Origin of the sequence: Pseudomonas sp. CFBP13509 (assembly GCF_005233485.1) — a bacterium.
In the GTDB taxonomy this organism is placed as follows: domain Bacteria; phylum Pseudomonadota; class Gammaproteobacteria; order Pseudomonadales; family Pseudomonadaceae; genus Aquipseudomonas; species Aquipseudomonas marginalis.
In genome coordinates, this window is the sequence record NZ_QGAA01000008.1 from 296,001 (window position 1) to 314,922 (window position 18,922).

Annotated in this window: 16 protein-coding genes and 1 pseudogene; 5 read left to right on the forward strand and 12 right to left on the reverse strand. The window is 53.0% G+C overall.

The features are described from left to right. Positions 1–271: 271 nt before the first annotated feature. From PspCFBP13509_RS16075 to PspCFBP13509_RS16095, 5 genes are all read right to left on the reverse strand, one after another. Positions 272–2,473 (reverse strand): hypothetical protein, encoded by a 2,202-nt coding sequence (locus tag PspCFBP13509_RS16075; RefSeq protein ID WP_137212323.1) that lies wholly within the window; start codon positions 2,471–2,473, stop codon positions 272–274. Next, the gene (locus tag PspCFBP13509_RS16080; RefSeq protein ID WP_137212324.1) at positions 2,473–3,636 is read right to left on the reverse strand and encodes a hypothetical protein; all 1,164 of its coding nucleotides are present in this window, start codon (positions 3,634–3,636) and stop codon (positions 2,473–2,475) included. Before PspCFBP13509_RS16080 ends, PspCFBP13509_RS16075 begins: the two co-directional genes overlap by 1 nt. Beyond that, a complete protein-coding gene (locus tag PspCFBP13509_RS16085; protein ID WP_137212325.1) occupies positions 3,633–4,070 on the reverse strand; it encodes a MazG nucleotide pyrophosphohydrolase domain-containing protein in 438 nt (145 codons plus the stop codon). The genes PspCFBP13509_RS16080 and PspCFBP13509_RS16085 overlap by 4 nt, the downstream gene beginning before the upstream one ends. Before the next feature lie 360 nt (positions 4,071–4,430). Then, the gene (locus tag PspCFBP13509_RS16090) at positions 4,431–6,203 is read right to left on the reverse strand and encodes a UvrD-helicase domain-containing protein (RefSeq protein WP_178084550.1); all 1,773 of its coding nucleotides are present in this window, start codon (positions 6,201–6,203) and stop codon (positions 4,431–4,433) included. 43 nt (positions 6,204–6,246) lie between these two features. After that, on the reverse strand, positions 6,247–8,151 hold the full coding sequence (locus PspCFBP13509_RS16095; RefSeq protein WP_137212326.1) for an ATP-dependent nuclease: 1,905 nt from the start codon (positions 8,149–8,151) through the stop codon (positions 6,247–6,249). Positions 8,152–8,605: 454 nt separating this feature from the next. Here PspCFBP13509_RS16095 and PspCFBP13509_RS32190 point away from each other — a divergent pair, with 454 nt between their 5' ends. Next, the gene (locus PspCFBP13509_RS32190) at positions 8,606–8,860 is read left to right on the forward strand and encodes a tyrosine-type recombinase/integrase (RefSeq protein ID WP_191951213.1); all 255 of its coding nucleotides are present in this window, start codon (positions 8,606–8,608) and stop codon (positions 8,858–8,860) included. Between the two features lie 169 nt (positions 8,861–9,029). On the opposite strand, the gene PspCFBP13509_RS16105 is transcribed toward PspCFBP13509_RS32190, so the two are convergent. The 5 genes from PspCFBP13509_RS16105 to PspCFBP13509_RS16120 all read right to left on the reverse strand — a co-directional run bounded on the left by PspCFBP13509_RS16105 (position 9,030) and on the right by PspCFBP13509_RS16120 (position 14,827). After that, positions 9,030–9,845, reverse strand: coding sequence for a hypothetical protein (locus tag PspCFBP13509_RS16105; RefSeq protein WP_137212327.1), 816 nt, complete (start codon positions 9,843–9,845; stop codon positions 9,030–9,032). A 78-nt stretch (positions 9,846–9,923) separates the two neighbouring features. Further along, positions 9,924–11,894: a DUF3732 domain-containing protein gene (locus tag PspCFBP13509_RS16110; RefSeq protein WP_137212328.1), complete on the reverse strand. Its 1,971-nt coding sequence runs from the start codon at positions 11,892–11,894 to the stop codon at positions 9,924–9,926. Then, on the reverse strand, positions 11,894–12,409 hold the full coding sequence (locus tag PspCFBP13509_RS32195; RefSeq protein ID WP_446730747.1) for a three component ABC system middle component: 516 nt from the start codon (positions 12,407–12,409) through the stop codon (positions 11,894–11,896). Before PspCFBP13509_RS32195 ends, PspCFBP13509_RS16110 begins: the two co-directional genes overlap by 1 nt. A 147-nt stretch (positions 12,410–12,556) precedes the next feature. Then, positions 12,557–13,738, reverse strand: coding sequence for an ABC-three component system protein (locus PspCFBP13509_RS16115; RefSeq protein WP_137212329.1), 1,182 nt, complete (start codon positions 13,736–13,738; stop codon positions 12,557–12,559). A 492-nt stretch (positions 13,739–14,230) separates the two neighbouring features. Beyond that, positions 14,231–14,827 carry a hypothetical protein gene (locus PspCFBP13509_RS16120; RefSeq protein ID WP_137212330.1) on the reverse strand — a complete coding sequence of 199 codons (597 nt, stop codon included), beginning with the start codon at positions 14,825–14,827 and terminating at the stop codon, positions 14,231–14,233. Positions 14,828–14,995: 168 nt separating this feature from the next. Here PspCFBP13509_RS16120 and PspCFBP13509_RS16125 point away from each other — a divergent pair, with 168 nt between their 5' ends. Next, on the forward strand, positions 14,996–15,268 hold the full coding sequence (locus tag PspCFBP13509_RS16125) for a hypothetical protein (RefSeq protein ID WP_137212331.1): 273 nt from the start codon (positions 14,996–14,998) through the stop codon (positions 15,266–15,268). Between the two features lie 340 nt (positions 15,269–15,608). On the opposite strand, the gene PspCFBP13509_RS16130 is transcribed toward PspCFBP13509_RS16125, so the two are convergent. Then, on the reverse strand, positions 15,609–16,775 hold the full coding sequence (locus tag PspCFBP13509_RS16130; protein ID WP_137212339.1) for a restriction endonuclease: 1,167 nt from the start codon (positions 16,773–16,775) through the stop codon (positions 15,609–15,611). A 198-nt stretch (positions 16,776–16,973) separates the two neighbouring features. Here PspCFBP13509_RS16130 and PspCFBP13509_RS16135 point away from each other — a divergent pair, with 198 nt between their 5' ends. From PspCFBP13509_RS16135 to PspCFBP13509_RS16145, 3 genes are all read left to right on the forward strand, one after another. Further along, entirely contained in the window at positions 16,974–17,294 is a 321-nt protein-coding gene (locus tag PspCFBP13509_RS16135; RefSeq protein WP_178084551.1) for a hypothetical protein, read from the forward strand. Then, complete coding sequence (locus PspCFBP13509_RS16140; RefSeq protein WP_137212332.1) at positions 17,291–17,890, forward strand: hypothetical protein; 600 nt, start codon at positions 17,291–17,293, stop codon at positions 17,888–17,890. The genes PspCFBP13509_RS16135 and PspCFBP13509_RS16140 overlap by 4 nt, the downstream gene beginning before the upstream one ends. A gap of 223 nt (positions 17,891–18,113) precedes the next feature. Next, entirely contained in the window at positions 18,114–18,305 is a 192-nt protein-coding gene (locus PspCFBP13509_RS16145) for a hypothetical protein (RefSeq protein ID WP_137201204.1), read from the forward strand. 335 nt (positions 18,306–18,640) lie between these two features. Here the strand turns inward: PspCFBP13509_RS16145 and PspCFBP13509_RS31590 are convergent. After that, positions 18,641–18,922 (reverse strand): annotated as a pseudogene (locus tag PspCFBP13509_RS31590) (hypothetical protein); the annotation flags it as partial.

Consider the following 18,922-nt stretch of genomic DNA (forward strand, 5'->3'; position numbering starts at 1 on the left):
CATACATCATTCGGCCTGCCACGCGCACTCCGGTACCCTGCCCTCGCTTTCTCGAGCACGAGCGTCAGCACTTTGCGAAGCCAGGGAAAAAACTAAGCGATAGCTTAGCTTCTCAAGCTAACCGCTCCAAAGTCTGCGAAAACTAAGGTAACCGTTAGTTTTCAGGGAACACCCCGGTCACTGGCGCCGCACACAGCTACCTGTAAACCAACTTTTTGCACAGTAAACCACTTCGGTTAACAGCATCGAAAATTGGTTTACAACCTCTTTTCTATCCTTCAAAGGCTGGGAACAGCGCGCGTTGGGTGAGCAGCAGCAACCCCAACAGGCTGGAGGCCTTGTCCTTACGGTTTTCGATAGCCTCCTCGAGCAGTGCCCGGGCGTCTTCTTGCGTGAGTTTTAGCGTACCGGTAGCAAGTGCAGCGGCAAACTCCAGGGCGGCATCGCCGTAAGTCCGCTCCCAGCGGGCAAATACCTTGGCGATGAACTCCTTCATCAGCTTGCTCAGCTCCGGGCTTGCTGAGTAGTCGAGCTCTGAAGGTAGACACGCCCGGAGGAATGACGCCTGTAGGACGTTGTCGTTAAACCGAAGGAAGCACTCCGGTGATAACACCACGGACTCATACCCCGTCGGCAGAAGGCGTAGCTCATGATCGTCGTGTTCGCGAGCGAATTGCAGAACTGCAGCAATCGTGAAGAACACTGTGCTTTGCGGTACGTTTGGGCAGTCCCGACCCACATTGCTTGAGGGGTCGAAGAACAGAAACCCATCCGACAAGGCGAGCGCGCTGCCATCATGTTTTGGCAGGAAGTGGTGCTTGTGCTCCTCAACAAGCTCAGAGGCCTCATCAATAGCCTCATGACGAACCTTTTCCGCGACTTTGGGCGTGAAGCCGACGTCATCGACCTGCCCGGCTGACGCAACCGTGATCAAGCGACTCCAGGCGTTCTGTTTCCCGTCATCACCAATGGGTAAGCACAGCCAGTTGGAAAAGCCATACTCCCGGGGCGTGGGGTTCTTCATCAGGAAAGTCTTGAGGAGCGCCCAGGCTCTGGCGCTCTGTGGAATCCCGATCGGTGCAAGGAATCTGCGTGGGACGGACGCGTCCATGTAGGCCCGCAGATCACGACTGATCTCCCTTAGAATGCCCCCGTCGCGCGCTACCACTGTCGCGACAAGCACCCCGGAGACGGTCTCAAAATCGACTTGATCAAGTTCGCTGTAAGGCACGCATCGGATTGACTTGGTAGCGCCCCATTTCTGACTGAGCATCTCATTGGTCACCTCGCCGAGTTTTTTCGACCCGTCATCGTCGGCGTACACAATTAGGTTTGTCGCCATAGAGACCGACCAGTCAATTTCAGCGGTCAGCCATTTCCTGAATTCAACGTCCGCTAGCAGCAGATCAGGATTGAGCGTCAACAGCTTGCGAGGCGTGCTCGACCGGTTGAATCCAATGATTCCCCCCATACCGAAATACTTGTGGAATTTGGCCAGCCGTTTAGGGTCATGCTTCAGGGATATTGTGATCGATTTGGGAGGCTTTGATTTCGCCGAGAAGTTCTCCCCTATGATCTCGATTAGCGTGCAGCCTTCCTCCGCCTTGACCGGCAGTGGATAGTCAATGTCGTCCAAGGCGACCAGGACACCCCCGTATCGGCCATCCGCCGTGCGATCGATCAGGGTGGCAACGCAATCCCCTGTGAAACCCTGCTCCCCCATCTGCTTGGCCATGCCGCCGGACGTGGAAGCCGATACCACGCAGAAATAGTCACTTGCTGGAGGGTACATTGTCTTGAGTCGCTCATAGGAGTGAAAACTCATGACTTCGGCCTTACTGTCCAAGCGACCAAGCGCATTCTTCACGAAGGCGTAAATGCCCATGGTGTCGATGTACACCTTGGCCGCTTGGCGCAGCCTGACGCCGTATTCGAGTGCGATCGCATACCCCACCACGCAAACTTCGGCCTCATCACTCGCCAGTTCTCGGGCCTGGATAAACACATTGTTGAGCGTGCCGGATGGGTGCTTGAAAGAATGCGCGGACGGAGCAGAATGAATGACGTTGTTCTTCTCGATCAGCGTTCTTAAACCATCTCGCAAGAGAGTGCTCGGATCATAGTGGTAGACAAGTTCCTGGCCGCCCAGCACATGAACGTTGAAGCTCGCGCCATTCCACTCTAAGAACACGTATTCATGGACGCACACACGCGCGTTTTTTACGCCACGCTTCAGGAGGTTGGCCAGGCGGTCTTGATCGTCAGCCCAACTGCTGTTGTAGACCGACAACTGATCAGATGTTCCCACGATGTAGACACAGTCAGGCAGATGTCGTTGGGCCTTCAGCGCGTCTTCGATATCAGTGAAGACGTGCTGTACCGAGAGCTCCGAATCGTTGTAGCAAATGACCAACGCTTCATGACTGCCGCTAAAGTCGCTGACAGCGGAAATCCATTGATAGAAACGCTCCATTACATGCCCCTCAATGGAATCATAATGGTGACAACGGCCCCAGCAACGGGTGCCAGGTCGGTGTTGCCCCAATCCCTGAAGTCGTCAGGGTCACGCTGCCGATCGTTTTCTTCGAACTGGTTGTAGATGCACAGCCGGCCAGAACGAATACGGATTAACCCGCCCACCTTGCGAAGCTCATTCAAGATGGCAGGCAGACCTATCCCCGCGGCGTCCAGAGTCTTGCTGGACTGACGCGGCTGCAAGCATTTGAGCAGATACCCCCGCTCATCCTGGAGCGACATCTCTCGCACCGCCTTACCGCTCATTCTGGAGGCAAATCCTGGGCCGGAGTCGAAGAAGCTGATGTGCAACGCCCGCAAGCTTGTCTTGTTATTGTCGGTGGTAGAAGATTCTCTCTGCCAGTAACGGCGCAAGTCCTCACTGCCGTCGAAGTCTTCGGCAAAGATGTCGTCCTCAAGACGCCTCCAGCCGATCATGACGCCTTCAACGTGGGCAAAATACGCGTTGCCAAGATGATCTGAGGTCGCATGTTCCTGTGTGTTGGATACAAGCTCAGAACAGAACAGACCTAAGCTTTCGATCAATGATTCTGGAACACTGGTGCGCCCGCTCTGCTTGTTGACAAAGTCAATGAGCCTGCGCATCTCGGTGGTCATTTCAGATGGAGGCTTTACCTGACCTGCAGCGCTAAACAGCGGTCGCAGGTGCTGAACCTTCGATCCCGCTACACAAATCAAATCGACGGCCCGGCCATTTACGACGTCCTCGTACCGACCTGCATCCATGGCCTGCATTCGTTCTACCGACTCTTGGAAGACCTCTCGGCGATTGAATGTCAGTTCGCCTAGCCGGATACCCTTGGAAAGACGTAAAGCTGCGATACCTGGCGAACAGTTAGCGAGGTTGTGTAAGAGCGTTTTAACATCTGCCTGCGGGTTAAAATCCAGGTAGTCGCTCTGCAGCTGCTGTCGGGCCAGGGTGACGATCAGTTGGAGGCGTGCGGCATCATGCATGGCGCCACGCCGGGCGCTGAGCATGTCTGCCTGAATGAGGAATTTCTCCCCCGGACGATCGCAGATCTTGCGAATGGCCGCCTCGATGTCTTTGAGCGTACGCGTCTTGCCAATGTTGATGGATTTCAAGCCTGTTTCTCCGATCAAGCGTCCGCTTTGCCGTTAGCACCAAGAAGCAAGTTTTTGATCTTGGGCTCCGGTTTCCAGTAATTCGGGCCTTTGAGGAACTTGCCATTTTCATCGTAGATCGGCTTTCCATCCGCCCCGAGCTTGCTCTCGTTGCTGTCCATGATGATGTCCAGCACCTCCTCGAGCGGTAAGCCGTACTTCAGCGCCTCAGACCTGCAGTAAACAATCACGTCGCCCAACAAGTCGGCAATGGCGGCCTTTATATCGATTTCAGCATCGCCTTTTTCGATCTTTTCGACGATTTCATCGATCTCATGAACTTCAGCCATCAGCGTGGCTTTGAACTTCTTGAGCTTGTCCGCAGGATCGGTCAGTAGCGTGGGCGTGCCGTTGATCGGCAGCTTGTACATCTGATTCATGGCATGAATTCGGTCTTTAAAAGGCTTACCCATGAATGCTCCCTTATCGATTAGTCAAAAATTGTAAGTGTGGGCTGCGGGATGCTAAGCGCAAAAAATCAAGGCTATGCTCTGAGCCACGTGACCACTGGGTCAGGGTTGGTTGCTCTGGCTGCATGCACCCTGCCTCCGGTTAGCCGTGAGGCCTTAAGCATACACGGAGGGCGCCGAGGAACGGTTCATACACAGGAGACCTCCATGTACATTTGAAAACTCATCGTCTCACCCTACTGATTTAGATCAAAAGGCCAAGTTGACGAAAGCATGCCCCAGAAGTTTTGCACAGCGCGCCCAGCATGAGTGAACGACCTAAATGGTGATTAGATTTAACGAGGGGATCGCAAATGTGCTCGTTTAGGGACGGTTATCGGGGGGGGGCGGTACTTCAAAACCCAATTGTGCCAGTACAGGTCGATCCTCTTCTTTGAGCTTTTTTACCGCCCAAATCAACATATGCTGGGGCCTGGAACTCGCCACATAAGCGAACCTTGCGGCTTCCGATCCGCGATCTCGCAACCAGTCTTGCCAATGAGACTGGTGCGGCCCGGGCTGTTGGGACGAAACCACCACAGTGACATCGTGAGTTTCGCCCTTCACCTGGTGAATAGTTTCGTAGCGCAACGTGTCTGGTGGCCCCTCCAGTACCTCTTGGCTCAACACTCGCACGGAGACTGGCTTATCACCCTGCCCTTTGCGAGCCACAAGGTTCAAGTTTTTCAGGACATCCAGCTCCTCCAGTAACTCCACAGGTACGAAAGGTTGATTCGGGAGCCGTCGGATCGCCAGCTTTGCAGTGCGCACCCAAGCAGACCAAGTCTGATCGGACTTGCCAGCACCATTGGCGACCATGAATTTCAGGCTTTCATGGAGGAATTTCCGCCAAACAAGCTTGGACTCCATGACAATGGGGCAATAGGGGCCGACTTTGGTGACCTGCAGCTCGAGCTTTTCGGCCAGCCACTTTGCAAACGTCCTCAGGCTTTGCTTGATGTCCTTAAGGTTACCTGTGTTGGCGCTGATGCACGCGACTGCCAATAGTTCGATGCCTTCGAAGGTCTCACCATTACGTAAACGCTGCAGGGTCGTATGACCTCGGGCCACCAGTACCACTTTGGTGTACCCCTGTGTCATGGTGCGAATCGTAGGCAGCAGCTCAGAGGGGCACACTTCATATTCGAGTATCCGTGGTTGCAGGGAAGGAATATCTGCATTGCCCATGATCCGTTCGCCGCCAAGGATGTTGGTACACAGATCGACTATGACCTGTCCACTCCGCCAGTTCGACTTGAGCTCATACGGGTCGAATTTCAGCTTGACCATGAGGTCGGTGACATTCTCTGGGTTTGACTTGCGAAAGCCATAGATTGACTGGTTCAGATCACCCACGAAATGGAACGCCATACCGAACCGTGCGAGATGCTCCACGATTCGCAGTTGCTCTGTAGAGAGATCCTGGCATTCGTCCACGATGAGCAGAGGAAACCGGCGCGCGATCCGCGAAAAATAGGGGTCGAATTTCCTATCCTTGAATGCCTTCAGGGCAAGCATGTCGATGTCACCAAAAGTGGCAAAACCTCCTCGCCACAGCCGCTTCTTAGTGGCAATAAGATCTTTGCAGGTATCATGATTAAGGGTTTCGGCGTTCAGTTGCTTATCGAGGCCGCGTTCGCCAGTGGAAAATATGAACTTGGTCGTTCCAAGGTCGTAGTCGTATTTGCACGCAGAGATCCAACGATTGCAAATGCTATTTCGCGTGCGATAGATGTTCGCTGCTTTGTCCAGAATCCGAATGCGAAAGTCACCCTCCCTGCCGGTATATCCCGTCATCTCACTGGCAATGCTCGCCACCAGCCGGTTCAGCACAAAGCTGTCGAACGTAGCGATTAGATGAGGTTTGCCGATCGGCTCCCCCAGGTACCTATGAACCCTGTTCCTGAGTTCGTCCGTGGCACTGTTGGAGAACGTCAGGACTGCGATGCCCGATGGTGACCGAGACCATTCTTGGACTATTTTGGCCACCATCGCGGCAACCACTTCCGTCTTTCCGCTGCCCGGGCAGGCCTTGAGGTAAACGTGCCTATCGAGCGGTGAGGCGAGATAATCCAACTGTTCCTGGGTGAAGTTCATTGGGGGAGCACCCTGCGTGGGGGTTCTTCAGCAACTCGAGCGATCATGCCTGTCCATCTTCCAGTCCACAGGCCCAAAGGATGCCCAGTCGGATGTACTCCGGCACGACGAAATCAGCTGGGCGCGCCAAGAGCGCGTCCGCGAGCGCTTGGGCGTACAACCCCTTGCCGATCTCTTCGGAGTCGAGCCTGGCGAGCAAAGCGCCAGCAAAAGGGGCTTTGTCAGCAGAGGACATGGAGGCGAAATCCCGTTTTGCATCTTCCCTCAAATTCCCGGCCACCTTGCCATCCTGAACGGGCCAGAGATCTGCTGCCACATTCAGCATGGTCGTAAGGTTGCCGCCCTCCAGCGCAATGTCGTACTCGAAGGTCTTGTACTTGCCGGCGAACAACCGTGCGAATTGAGACTGATTGATCGGCCCCTGAAGCTCCAATGCCGGATTGTTTCCCAGCCGGTGATCTTCGGCATGCGGAAGGAATGGAATTGGTTTTTCCCCGCCTTCGCCATCGTCAATGATCGAGAGAGATTTTGAAGGGTCATTGTCCGTGAGTCCGGCGCACCTGATAGGCACATTACCACCAGGCTGGGCGCCCGTGACATCGCAGAACAGCTGCATGAAATGCTTGAAGTAGATACCGCCAAGGTTGATGACGGACACGCCGTAATCGTCCAAAGAGTCCCTGCCCCTCCCTTGAGCATGCAAGACGATCCTAGCCAGCTCGGGGACAACGATTGCCTCTGCAATTCCTTCGACGAGGATCGCGCCTTTTGAGAAAAGAAGATTTGACTTGGTGACGTCGAGCCAGCGATCTACAAAACGCCGGCTCTGCTCAGGAAGCCCTGTTTTTCTCAGAGGAACGGCTATTGGCATGCCTTCATTGGAGAGGTGAATCAGGTGCTCCACAGACACCGCAGCCGAAATCACAGTTGAGTGGGTTGTGATGATGACCTGGATACCTCGCGCTTCTGCCTCCGTTTTGAGGTGTCGTAGCAACCGTAGTTGGAGCTGCGGGTGTAGGTGCGCCTCCGGTTCCTCGATGAGCAGCAGCCGCAGGTAGGTCTCTTCACCACGCCCCTCCTCTACCTCGAGGACGAGCTCCGCGAGGATGGATGCAATGTACAATAAGTTGTTGTACCCCAGGCTGTTCTCCCCTAGAGATCGGAACTGGGTGGGGTCGGCATTTGTGAGGTCGGGGAAATAAAGCAGTCTCAAACCTTCAACGATACGGGAGAAGCTCACCTCGGAGAATTGGATCAATGTGCTTTGGGACAGATGCATTCCGAGCGCGGCCTTCAGGCTTTCACCGATGCGTTGGTTGGCCAGTTTGATGGCAAAGTCGTCGCTCTGAGAAAGCTCGCGGTTGAAGTCGCCAACGCGCTGCTCCAGCGCAGTTTGAGTACCGGCCTTTCTGGCAGCGTCCAACTCTTTCCGACATAGGGCCTTCAACAGTCTGGCCAAGCGTGATTGGCGCCCCTCTCGGAGCTTGCTCTCTGCGTCACGTAGTGGCGGCAGATAAACACAGTGAATCAAGTCGAGTGTTTCAGGGTCTAGGGGCTGGGTGAATTCGTGCCCACCATAAGTGTGATACTTGAAGCGTCCACGTGACTCTTGGTTTTTGGCAATGAAAGTGAGCTTCGCTTCGTCATGGTTCCCGCACCATTCATTAAAGGCAGTGGCATCCTTATCATCAAGGTCGGAAAACGTGGCCTGGATCTGGAGCTCCACCGAGGCGAAAGCACCTGCCTCAAAACCCTTGTAGAAATCCTGCTCACCGATGATTCGTTTCCCCGACTCCGAGTCATTGAATAGCTGACGCACCGCGCTAATTACACCGGTCTTGCCTGCGCCGTTTTCGCCCACCAACACGTTCAGCCCGTCGTGAAGTTCGATAGTGAAGGGTTCACCAAAGCACTTGAAACCTCTAACGTTCAAAGCACGCAGATACATGAGAATCCCTTCTGTTTAGAGTCATCCGCTGGCAGGCAGAGACCGCGACTGGATAGCGCAGGCCTCGATGAACGACCCTTGGCTGCGAATTGGCAATACGTTACACCGGTTGGCTATCGGGGCCTACGAGGTGATTGGGCTTTAGCGCTCTTTTCAAAGCGGAAATAAGGGTACGCAAGTCTGCTGCTTGACTAACTCTTGGGTACATTAGCGCCCCTCCTCACGAACTGCGCAGGGATCGTTGGCTACCCATGCCATAAGTGGTCAAGGCATTACCTTTTTCCTGCCCTACACCAAGGGTGACCGACAGCATGAAGGAACTACGTTCCAGACGCCGGCGCTCACAATGCTTTGCCCCGTGGAGGCCTATATCAATTGGATAACGGTTGCCGGGATCGCTAAAGGCCCGGTGTTCCAGCGGATTGATCGCTGGGGCAACCTGTCAGGCAAAGCTATGCAGCCGCATAGCCTGATACCCGTGCTACGCCGCATTTTCAAAGAGGCAGGATTGCCAGCGGAACTGTATAGCAGCCACTCAATGCGGCGAGGCTTTGCGACCTGGGCGTCCGCCAATGGGTGGGACATCAAAGGGCTGATGAGCTATGTGGGCTGGAAGGATATGAAGTCAGCTCTCCGGTACGTTGACGCTGGCATGTCGTTTGGAGGGTTTGCAGTGCGGCCAGGGGCAACACAATTGAGTCACCCCTGACGCCTGCCCCGGCTGCAACTTCCATGTTTCTGCTGCACGAAGATATGTTTACAAAGACCTGCGTGCCATGGCAGCACTTTACAACTAATCGTCCATCCCGACCTTAGCTCTCCATCCAGGGTAAGCGTACAACGAAGTCATTTATCGATCGAAGTTGTTAGGGCGATAGTCAAGAAAGATTGCTATCAAGCCTTGCTCGGACTTCGCTAGCCAGCCTTTCGTCTATCTGCTCAAGCACTTTTGCAACGGCCCACCAGTTCTTAGCCCGAGTGAAGTCGGAGTGGCGGAAAGAGGACTGGACTCCCACAACACGTACATTGTCTACCGCCGACCAAATAATGGACTGAGACTCAACGAGCTCCCAAACGGAGCCACCACTTACACCTTCCAAATCAGGAGTAAATACTGATTGACCGTCCAACGCCTGGGCCTCACGGCCATAGTCGAAAAATAAGTCCAATCCCTCAATGTAAGGCTCCTTTAAATCAGTTGGAACGTCAGGGCGCCGCTGCGTGTATGCAGTCAGAAAGCTACCATGAGTCCAGCCATTATTTTCGCCTGTAAGAGCGACGGGATATCCCGCGACGAAGACCGCCCCATTTTCGGGGTTGGCCGAAGGCGAGGCAACGTTCTGAAGCGTCAGGAACTGCCATCTTGCCTCCAAGCGAGCGATTGTCTCCTGGGAGTGCAGCTCAATGACTGCTACGTCGATCTTGTCATCGTCAGGCTTATACAATTTCATATCACCGAAGGTACGCAGTGCACCTTTCAATGGATTCTCTGGATAAGCCAATAAAGTCAGATCACTGACTTGGTCGAAGAGGTGCCTTACTGTGATGATGAACGAGCGATTTGCAATTTTGAAAAGTGTTCCCGTAGCCACAACTGCAGCGGAATGCCCTATCTCATGGAGGATGGGGATAGTCACACTCAGGACGAAACGTCTGACGAGATCTGCCTGAGATTTATCGATATCAATAGACATGCTAAAAGGGACTCAACTTCATGGGCTCAAGGTTCTCAAATGCATGCGAAAACCAACATTCTTGCGGCTACTTACAACTTAGGAGCTAGGTAACTCAAACCAAGGCGGTACGAGCTTCTTATCGCGCCATTCTTCAGTGAGTACCACGTTAGGAATTCCGCCCCAAACACCTTCATCGGCATGATCGAGAACGATAATTTGTAGGCGACCTTCCGAGCTGTTGACTGCTGTAGCCAAGGCCCTGAAAACCTTGCGCACGGCTATTCGGTCTTCGTCGTCAAGCTCATGCTCCTCGTCAGTCTGGGCGGCGCGCTTTACTGGAAAGTACACCTGACTAGGCTGGTCGAAAATCAGAAAGTGAGGTACTGGATGCTCAACGGTTTTCTTAGCCAAGAACAGTTTCTGCAAGGCCAGCAGCATCGCGACATGGTATGCGAGCCAGTTTGCGCCACTACCGATCTCCCATAGAAAATCATCACGCCCATCATGGCGCACCTTGATCGCAAGGTCAGTGATCGATAGACCGATTCGGGCATCCTTCCACTCGGCATCAAGAACCGGCGTTATCTGGGCGCAGTAATCACTCAGTGTGTTCAAGATCTTGCGAGTTTTATCTCGCACTTGGTCAACAGAAATCGATGGTGCTAGGGCTGCTATCTTGTTCTCAACCTCATTCAGCCGTTTTGCCAAGCCCTCGTCCTGTTGCGCCGTTTCATAATTCCGAACAGCCTCCTGGAGCCGACCAAGATATCGATCGATGTCGGACTGGCGCAGAGCCTGACCTTTGGCCTGAGTGTCGAGGGCTTCAATGGCCTTGATCTCTGTTTTAATTGCTTCGAGCTCCTCAGCATCGATGCGCACCGCGCTGCGTAGCCGGACGAGCTCACTTTCAACCGAAGCAGATACTACGGGCGTTTGTTCCGAGAGCGTCTCTATGCCATGCAGTGCCTTACACAATGCGTCTAATTCACTAGACGCTGACAAAGTTTGTGATCCCAGAATACAGGGGGACGATTGCTCGACAACTAAGTCTTTCAGCCACGTCGAGAGCGACAGCCGCTCTTTCATGGTATCAAGCGCCTTGAGGTAAGCGTTGGCATCCCCCCGAATGCGGGTCAGCTCGTTAAGCTTTTGACGACCGGTAAACAGGTTCGCGGCGATGACGTCTTCCCGCTTTCTCAATTCGCCTATGGTCGTGATCGAAGCCTGAAGCGCCTCGAACTTGGGTGCTGCATCGCGAGAGGTTTTCTGCAGGATCGAACTGAGCTGCTGAATCGCGGTAGTCCAATCCTCCGAGAGCACCGCATTGTTCGGTACTAGCCCGTACTCTCGAGCTTGGTAATACCAACTGCGAGCCTCGGAGCGCAACCGCGCAGATGCATCAGCGAGCGTTTTGAGCTCTGACTGCAGCTGCTTCTGCTGACGCTCAAGATCTTTCATTTCCCAAGATGCAACCAGCGTTTGAGAGGTGACGGCACCCAGAATGAACGGAAAAATGTCCTTGAGCTTCTCACGGTGGCCTGTGGTATCAGCCTTGTAGAAAAGGACGTCAGGGTTAGCCACTATGTTTTGCGGCTGGAAGGTGAACGCCATCAAATCTCGGAAGCTCGGACGGGTTTTGAATCCGTAGCGAACGTCGTCTCCAAAACCAAGATTCGGCAGGCCCGACAACCTGTTCAGGATGTCCTTCACACTGCTTCGGTTTGTGTTTTTGCCCTCAATCCTTTCAGGTATAGAAATCTGATCACCTTCCAGGGCGAACATATCATCCGTTGATCGTTGCTTGCCCGGTTCAGCACGTGCGAAAAGCTTGAGTCCTTCGTCCGTATCCACGAGCAGACCAAACCACCCGCAGGTATTGCGAATAGTTCCAACAGGAATCCCACATTTTTCCGACGCTAGGCAGTAATCGATAATCGGAATAACCGCCGACTTCCCTGCCTTTGACGAACCGCTGATCACGTTCACTGCTCCGGGCGTGAACGTCAACTCTCGATACTGAAGGCCGTTTTTTGGCCACAAAATCAATTTTATGATCTGGAGTTTCATTAAAAACCTATCCGTAGTGCAGCCTGGACTTCCTGAAGAGTTAGCGAACCACACCACCCGCCTAGCTTGTCAGCGTGCTTCCCAAGCTCCCTGACAGCCAGTGGAGTCCTTGAGGGATATCGCTTGGTCGTGCAGTCAACTGAAGCGGAAGTTACGTTGAGTGTCAGCAAACCGCACTCAAGTGCGATAGACAAACTGGACAGGGACGTGGGTCGCAGCATCAGCATCCTTCGTTGCAATGTCAGAAGCACCTCTTGATCCCTGGAGAATTTCGATGCGAACAGTCGCAATCCGGAAGAGGGATTTGTCCCTGACATTACTGTCCTGAGCGTTTCGTTAAACACAATCGGTAACACAGCGAAGAGTAAAGGCAGCTCCGGCAAACGACCGGCGCTCTGACGGACGAACCCTTTAACAAACTCCCACATCAGAATCGCACCGAGTGCAGGGTTCTGCACCAAGTACACCTCATCAAGGCTATTGTTCGCCTTGCCGTATAGTTTTGTAGGCTCCATCCTGGTCAACCTGTTGGACTTATTGTGGTTGGTCGCACTGCGCAAACGGCGACCTTTAGGGGGGGCGCGAAGTGCATATGCATATTCAATGTATTTGCTTCGCCTGCGGGTTCGACAGAAGCGGCTCAGTCCAGCACATATCGAAAATCAGTCATCGATCAAATCATTGAATTGGGGGTGCCATCCAATGTCTTTACGGTTTGAAAAATCGTGGTAAGTCCCGCGAACGAAAAAACCCGGGGAGTCGACGTCGTTAAGTTCGGCGTTGTCCACCATGCATCTGAGGTGCAGCAGCTGGCCTTTGTCGACGTCCGAAGCGGTAGCGTAGATGGAGAGCAGACGAATTTCCTTACTGAAAAACTGCCACTTTTTCAGCAAGCTTTTTTTGAAGTCGTTGAACTCCGGCTCGTAGACCAGACCTCGTTCCCCCCACCGCACCTTATTGGTTGTCGACTGCAAGTAGTCCGACATGGCATCGGCGCTGTCCTGTTCCATTTCAATCAGCTCAAGCTGACGAATCAGCGTAAGGGCGTACGGCCGACCCTCTTCGATCTCCTGGGCTGTCGGTGGAGGCAGCGTGTATTTCAGAAGATGGTTAAACGAGAAACGGCTATTGTAGGTCGACATCCAATCGCTGAACTGCGAACGAGCGAGCACTGCTAGCTGACCGCCTGCAATCAGTACGTCTGAGGTGTTTTTCACCCACCCGATTGCTGCATGACAGGCATCTTCCAGAAGGTCATCTGGCACGGCTAGAGATAGGTAGCCCTTGATCCCTTCAACCAGTTGGTCATTCCCTGTTTCGAGCTCAAACGCCATGACCAAATTCGCACGCTTGTCAGGATCGTAGCTTAAGAATTTCTCGATATATGGCTTGCAGCCCGCTGGCTGCTCGTCTTGAAAGGATTGACGAATCTCGCGTACCACGTGCTCGACCTGAGGCTTGGTATGCGCGTAATGCAGATCGTGCGCGAACGCACCCTCTTTCCTTTGCAATACATAGAGACGGAAGCGAGTTTTTCCAAGGTCGATTACACCCGCCTCAATAGCATCGATCCAGTTAGAAAAAGTCTTCCACAAATCTTTAGAGAAATTGGCAATGGGGTTAGTAGCAATACCGCTCTTGGATTGCTCAACCATTTTCTTGCCGTCAGCATATTCAACGTCAACGTCGTCTAAAACTTCTAACGCAACGAACGAGCCCCGTGGCGCCTCGCACAGATGTAGGCACATCCGGGTGGACTGCAGTGAGTACCCAAGGTAAGAGCCAGGTCTGCTCGATTTCAGAGAGGGATTTTCTCTCACTACCGTGATGCTTTCCTTATCCATACACTTTCGTCCTGAATCGTTCGTTCGAGACCACTGCAGCCTGAATCTGATTTCTCAGTGTCTACGCGGTGGATTGTGCGCGCTCTCGAAGTGCAATCGGAGCGTCCCCAACAAGGGGGTGAGGTTGCAAAGTCTGAATTCGCAACGGCCCAAATGGGTGACACGGCCTTTTGACATCGGTTCTTAGTCCTTGAGCAACGGGTATGGATGCTCACAGGTCTAACTGGCAATTCCAAATCGCCATCATGTTAGCCTAGTTACGTATCTGGTGAAAACCGTCGTTAGAATGACATTGGCCCTATGGGTGTTCGTCCGATACACCTGCGCGCCTCGCTTGCCCCACAGCCCACAGTATTGTCGAGTGGAGGCTGAACCTGACTGCACCCATTTAGCCGACAGTTGCAACTGCTCTGCTCCACCCAGAGGTTGATGGTTTTTCAAACGTGAGCATGAGCCATGCTCGGTTATCCATGCAGAAGTAGGCTACTCCTCTCACGAACTCTCAATCCGAGCTAGCAAGTATCCTCCCACGCACAGCTGCTCAAACAACCACGAAGCGTCCTCAACGCTGAACTTGAATACCCTATCTTCGATCCCCAAGATCGGTACGAATAGCTCGCCGTTCACCCCTATGAAAAGCTGAAAATAGCTTTGCGAATCTGGATAGCGAAACGATCCAGATGCTCCAAAGAACATTCCGTCCAAGTCGTACCCGTGATTGCACAACCAATCCTGCTGTGTGGACTGAGTACGAGACACAATCAGTTGGTGAAATAGCTTACCAAAATCCAATATCAGCGGATTAGGGATACCAGTGAGGATTGCGCTCCGTTGATAGAGCGTTTTGACCAAGGTCGACAGCCCATCAGCTAGCTCCCCGCATTGCTGAGCAGTGAAGTCATATTCAGACCCGTCTAGGACGAGCTTTATGTGGCTATTTGCGAGTTCAACAGATGCTTCGAACCACCTAGCTTCCTCACCTTCACCTTCACCTTCACCTTCACCTTCGTCTTCATGAGATAAAAATTCGCGCTCGGCCCTGAATCTAATAGTTTCTGCAGAATCATGCTCTTTCATCATTTCCAACACAGCCCTTTTCCGTGAAATACAAACTTAAACGGATTTTTTCGAGCAAAACTTTAGCGCTGCGCAAAATTACTTTTCAGGCAGATGTCTTTTTAATCCCACCACTCAAGTTTCGAATTTCGCCTCCGTTTAAATAGTCATGCGACATATTTTCTGAGGACTATCGAGACCATGAGTACAAAACTGCCGCCGAACAGATTCTTCACGTTCAAGGATGGTTCGCCCGAGGGCGAGTTGGACGAAGTTAGGCTCGCCATCTTCACTCGGCCCGGCATTGCCGAGGGTGAAGTCATAGACGATGACAACAGCTACGCAGTTCTCCTGGATACAGAATCCAATGGCGTAATTTCTATCAAAATCGATGAGTCGCGCTTTAGGTTCACGCCTAAGCAGGCGACCGCGTTAGCCTCAGCACTTACTGACCTCTCGAGAAATGACGTATGATTTCCCGCCTCTGCTCTGTGCAATCGGCTCTGCGAGACCTTCATCATGGATGGGTGATCATTACGGGCCGGAAACCGTGTAAATCCTTGCTGAGGAGATAGCGATTGGGGGGTTACCGGCTTGGCTTTGTGCGTGCCCCTGCGGGAATGGCTGTCGTGAACCGAGCCTGGCGGAGCCAAGTCTCGACCCTGCCGGGCTTCCATCCTCACGCCTCCAGCCGTATCGGCTTGCGCGCTCCGCTTGCTGTTCAATCGGTTGAGCATCGTCTTTTATTGTCACGGATCTCGAAACCCCACCGACGTCGCGGGGCTAAGGTTTTTGCCTCGAAGGGCGCCAACTTTTAAGCACTTTCTTCCTCGGCCTGGAAAACCTCGATGAGCTTCTGGTTGTAGTCATCCAGATAGCTCTGAAGCCCGTCCCTGTCGATCAGCCGGACGCCTGCTGTGCTGGCCAGCTCTTTAGCTGATTTCGTGTAGTAGGAGTTCGTGACTACCATGGCCTCGTCGCACCCATAAAAGGCTTTTGCGGAGATGGCTTGCTGCACAGCCGCATTGCCTACGGAGCCCGAGTAGTTCTTTGCCTGGATCACCATGTTTTTGCCGAAGCGGCTGACGAAAAGATCAGCCCCTTGGTCAGCCGTCTTCTTGGTCTCTTTAACGTCGTATCCAATGGTTTGGAATATTTCAACCAGGAAGGCTTCAAACTGAAATCCGTCCATAGCGTCCACTAGGTACATGGTGATGAACTGGTTAGGATTGAAATGCTCCAGCTGAGATCCCAGGCGCTCGACGAGAATATCGAAATAAATCTCCTCGCAAAGGCTCAGGCCATTACGAAAAACCTGTATCGGGAGGAGTGGAACACCAGATGTAGAATCCGCCTGGGGATTGAATTGAACATTGGGGAAAGCAACGTCATTTTCCCACAGGTAGTAATAGAACAAAGCCAAGTCAGACCTGAACGTCGTTCCTGCCTCTTCAATCCAAGAACGTAAGGTGTCGGCAAGATCAGTTCGAATGTGGCGGGTCAGCTCTCTGGAGAACCCCATATAGTCGGAGTTGAAAGCTGTGGTCTGCAGCAGCTTGTCCAAGAGAGATGGAAGCCCTTCAAGCTCGTCAAAGCCTTTGCGAATCAAGACCTCCCTGAACAGCTCTCTCTCGCTGTACACACCATCCAAACGTGGGCCGGGCACGCCTGCGTCATCGCTGCTACCTGCGCTTTCGCGAGTCGTGTGAATGAAGTTCGTAAAGTATGGCTGCTTCAGCTCCGCGTATTTTCTCAATACGTTGTTCAGAAGATCGTTCAGTTGGGCTTGCTCCTTCTTCTTACCGAAGAAGTCTTGAATCAAGCCTTTAGATCTGTATTGAAAGTCGGGATAAAACGAAGGATCCAGCGGCGTAAGGTGTCGCAACGTGAGCTCTGATGACGGCGAGACCTGAGAGCCCATGCACCACGGGCATGCGATCTCGAAGGTAGTCCTGTTGCATCCGTTGCATTGGTAAATCATCGCGTCTATCCCTTTCATGAGTCGTCACGCGGCTAGCGCGTAATCACGCTTGCGACAATATCTGAGTGCCATTAGCACGTCCACGCGTTCGCGTCCGGTTAGCGCCTGTTTGCGTCGGCACAAAGAAAATTCCTATACGGCTCAAGGTTTCTCAAAACGAACCGTTTTTCATATCTATGACATCCAGAGAAACCGGTTTTGAACCTACCAACGATCGCATTTGCACGCTCCTTGAAAGGCGCCGTGCCGTTTGCCGAGACCATCCAGGGTCATCGTCAACGCAGGGCGTGGGAGCGCTTGGTCAGCCACATCGCGTCCTCTGACTCCCCTTCGGACTTTGACAGAGCTGCTGCCTTCGCTGAGGGCTATGCGCAAGCGCTGGTCGATGGTGAGCAGATCGAAATCTCAACAGAGCGTGACTTACTGATCATCTCAATCGTTGATGAGTGGCGGCGTCATTTCATCCGCACCAATGGTTCGTCCACCTTTAGCACTCCCCTCCTCCAAGGACATTCATGACCTCCAAGTTCCAGCGCTTCGCAGATGACGATACTTCAGATCCAAGCATCCGAATGCCTCGTCAAATTTTGGCAACCAGCACCAACCAATATCCGATTGACGTCGTTGTTTCTCGCTGGGAAAAACACCTGGTCGAGCCATCTGCTGCTCACGAGAAGTATCCTTGGGCTGCAGGGTTCGTAATGGGCATTCCAGTTCCGTCTTGGCATCGCCCGGTAGTATGGAATCTGGGGCAAAAGGCTCGGTTCATCGTTTCTGTGTGGTCTGGAGGGGATCTTGGAAGCTATCTCACTAATGAGTGGTGTGATTTGGTTGCGGGGCGAGTAATGGCTGAGAGCAGCGATATTTTGATCGATGGCTTGCAGCGGTTGCATAGCCTTGAGGAGTACCTTCTTGATCGCTTGGCAGTCCCAGATGCTCAAGGGCAACCGAGGGTTTGGTCTGAGATTGGCAATGGCGAACGGAAGCGTTTCTTGTCGACAGTCTTCATTCATGCGCATGTATCGTCTGATGACGAATTGTTGTTGCGAAAGACTTATGACCTTTACGCCATGGGTGTAGCTTCTCGTAAGAACGATCAGCGCGCGGTTCGATAACCGTTAGATCCTATTTTTGGGGCATGCCCCTCTGGGGGATGGCTGTCGTAAACCAAGCCCCGTCTATCGATGGGTCTTGGCCCTGCGGGCTTCCATCCTCATGCCTTCGACCTTCCAGGTCTGCGCGCTCCGCTTACATAATGACCAAGGTCACCACCTAGCTTGGACATTTCTTTCTGCTGCCACATACTGGTCTCATCCGCTCAGGAACGAGGCTCAGCGAATGGCATGGTCATTTTGGAAAGACAAACGTCCTGAATGGATTCAGGCAGAGGAGCGAGCCTTCATCAAGGCAGCCAACGGTTTGAAAACTCTCAAGACAACACCTCGCGGTGGGATGAGGATTGATCCTGAAGAGCTCAGAGACCAGATTCTCGCCTCTCGAGAAAAGTACAAAGATCTGGTTCAGAAATAGGGATACCGGGTGGCCAGCCAGTTTGGAGCCTCATCGAGAGTAGGCTGACCTGCTTTTCATCCTCGCCTGCGCCACCGAACAGACGCCAGCGAGGCTCGTATTTACCTCACGAGCTGACCCTCTGGCGTACGTGGCAGTCGAACACCTCTATGTAGCTCGCGCCGACTTCCATGAAATGGAGGCTCCATAACAACTGCTGAGCATTTTCTTAACCGCTGCGCCGGGCGCATACTACCTGCCTTGATTGCGTACGGGCAGCATGGATGAAGTTTGTTCCTGGCTGTTCAACCTCGTGACGTTGTCATTGCAGTCATTCTGTGCGGAAATCTTTCGATTTAAGGCTTCGTGATTTTTTGGCAGGCGCTAAGCAAGACCTCGCTCAGCCAAAACGCATCATCTTCAGTGAACGAGTAACACATAAAAGGAAATACCAACTCATAACCCCCGCCCTCAATTGTGCAGACCACGATTGACGTGGTGCCTGAGGGTGACTCCTCACAGACGTCTTCGCTCGCATCTTCAAAGTAAGCGTCCGGCAGACACACCTTGACCACACCATTCTCCCCCGTGCTCCTCAAAACCACGCTCATTTGCAAGGCTTTAGTAAGCGCTTGGTT

Coding starts and splice junctions, on each gene's coding strand:
- PspCFBP13509_RS16075 (WP_137212323.1), bottom strand. CDS start 2,473: ATGGAGCGTTTCTATCAATGGATTTCCGCTGTCAGCGACTTTAGCGGC.
- PspCFBP13509_RS16085 (WP_137212325.1), bottom strand. CDS start 4,070: ATGGGTAAGCCTTTTAAAGACCGAATTCATGCCATGAATCAGATGTAC.
- PspCFBP13509_RS16090 (WP_178084550.1), bottom strand. CDS start 6,203: ATGAACTTCACCCAGGAACAGTTGGATTATCTCGCCTCACCGCTCGAT.
- PspCFBP13509_RS16095 (WP_137212326.1), bottom strand. CDS start 8,151: ATGTATCTGCGTGCTTTGAACGTTAGAGGTTTCAAGTGCTTTGGTGAA.
- PspCFBP13509_RS32190 (WP_191951213.1), top strand. CDS start 8,606: ATGCAGCCGCATAGCCTGATACCCGTGCTACGCCGCATTTTCAAAGAG.
- PspCFBP13509_RS16105 (WP_137212327.1), bottom strand. CDS start 9,845: ATGTCTATTGATATCGATAAATCTCAGGCAGATCTCGTCAGACGTTTC.
- PspCFBP13509_RS16110 (WP_137212328.1), bottom strand. CDS start 11,894: ATGAAACTCCAGATCATAAAATTGATTTTGTGGCCAAAAAACGGCCTT.
- PspCFBP13509_RS32195 (WP_446730747.1), bottom strand. CDS start 12,409: ATGGAGCCTACAAAACTATACGGCAAGGCGAACAATAGCCTTGATGAG.
- PspCFBP13509_RS16115 (WP_137212329.1), bottom strand. CDS start 13,738: ATGGATAAGGAAAGCATCACGGTAGTGAGAGAAAATCCCTCTCTGAAA.
- PspCFBP13509_RS16125 (WP_137212331.1), top strand. CDS start 14,996: ATGAGTACAAAACTGCCGCCGAACAGATTCTTCACGTTCAAGGATGGT.
- PspCFBP13509_RS16130 (WP_137212339.1), bottom strand. CDS start 16,775: ATGATTTACCAATGCAACGGATGCAACAGGACTACCTTCGAGATCGCA.
- PspCFBP13509_RS16140 (WP_137212332.1), top strand. CDS start 17,291: ATGACCTCCAAGTTCCAGCGCTTCGCAGATGACGATACTTCAGATCCA.
- PspCFBP13509_RS16145 (WP_137201204.1), top strand. CDS start 18,114: ATGGCATGGTCATTTTGGAAAGACAAACGTCCTGAATGGATTCAGGCA.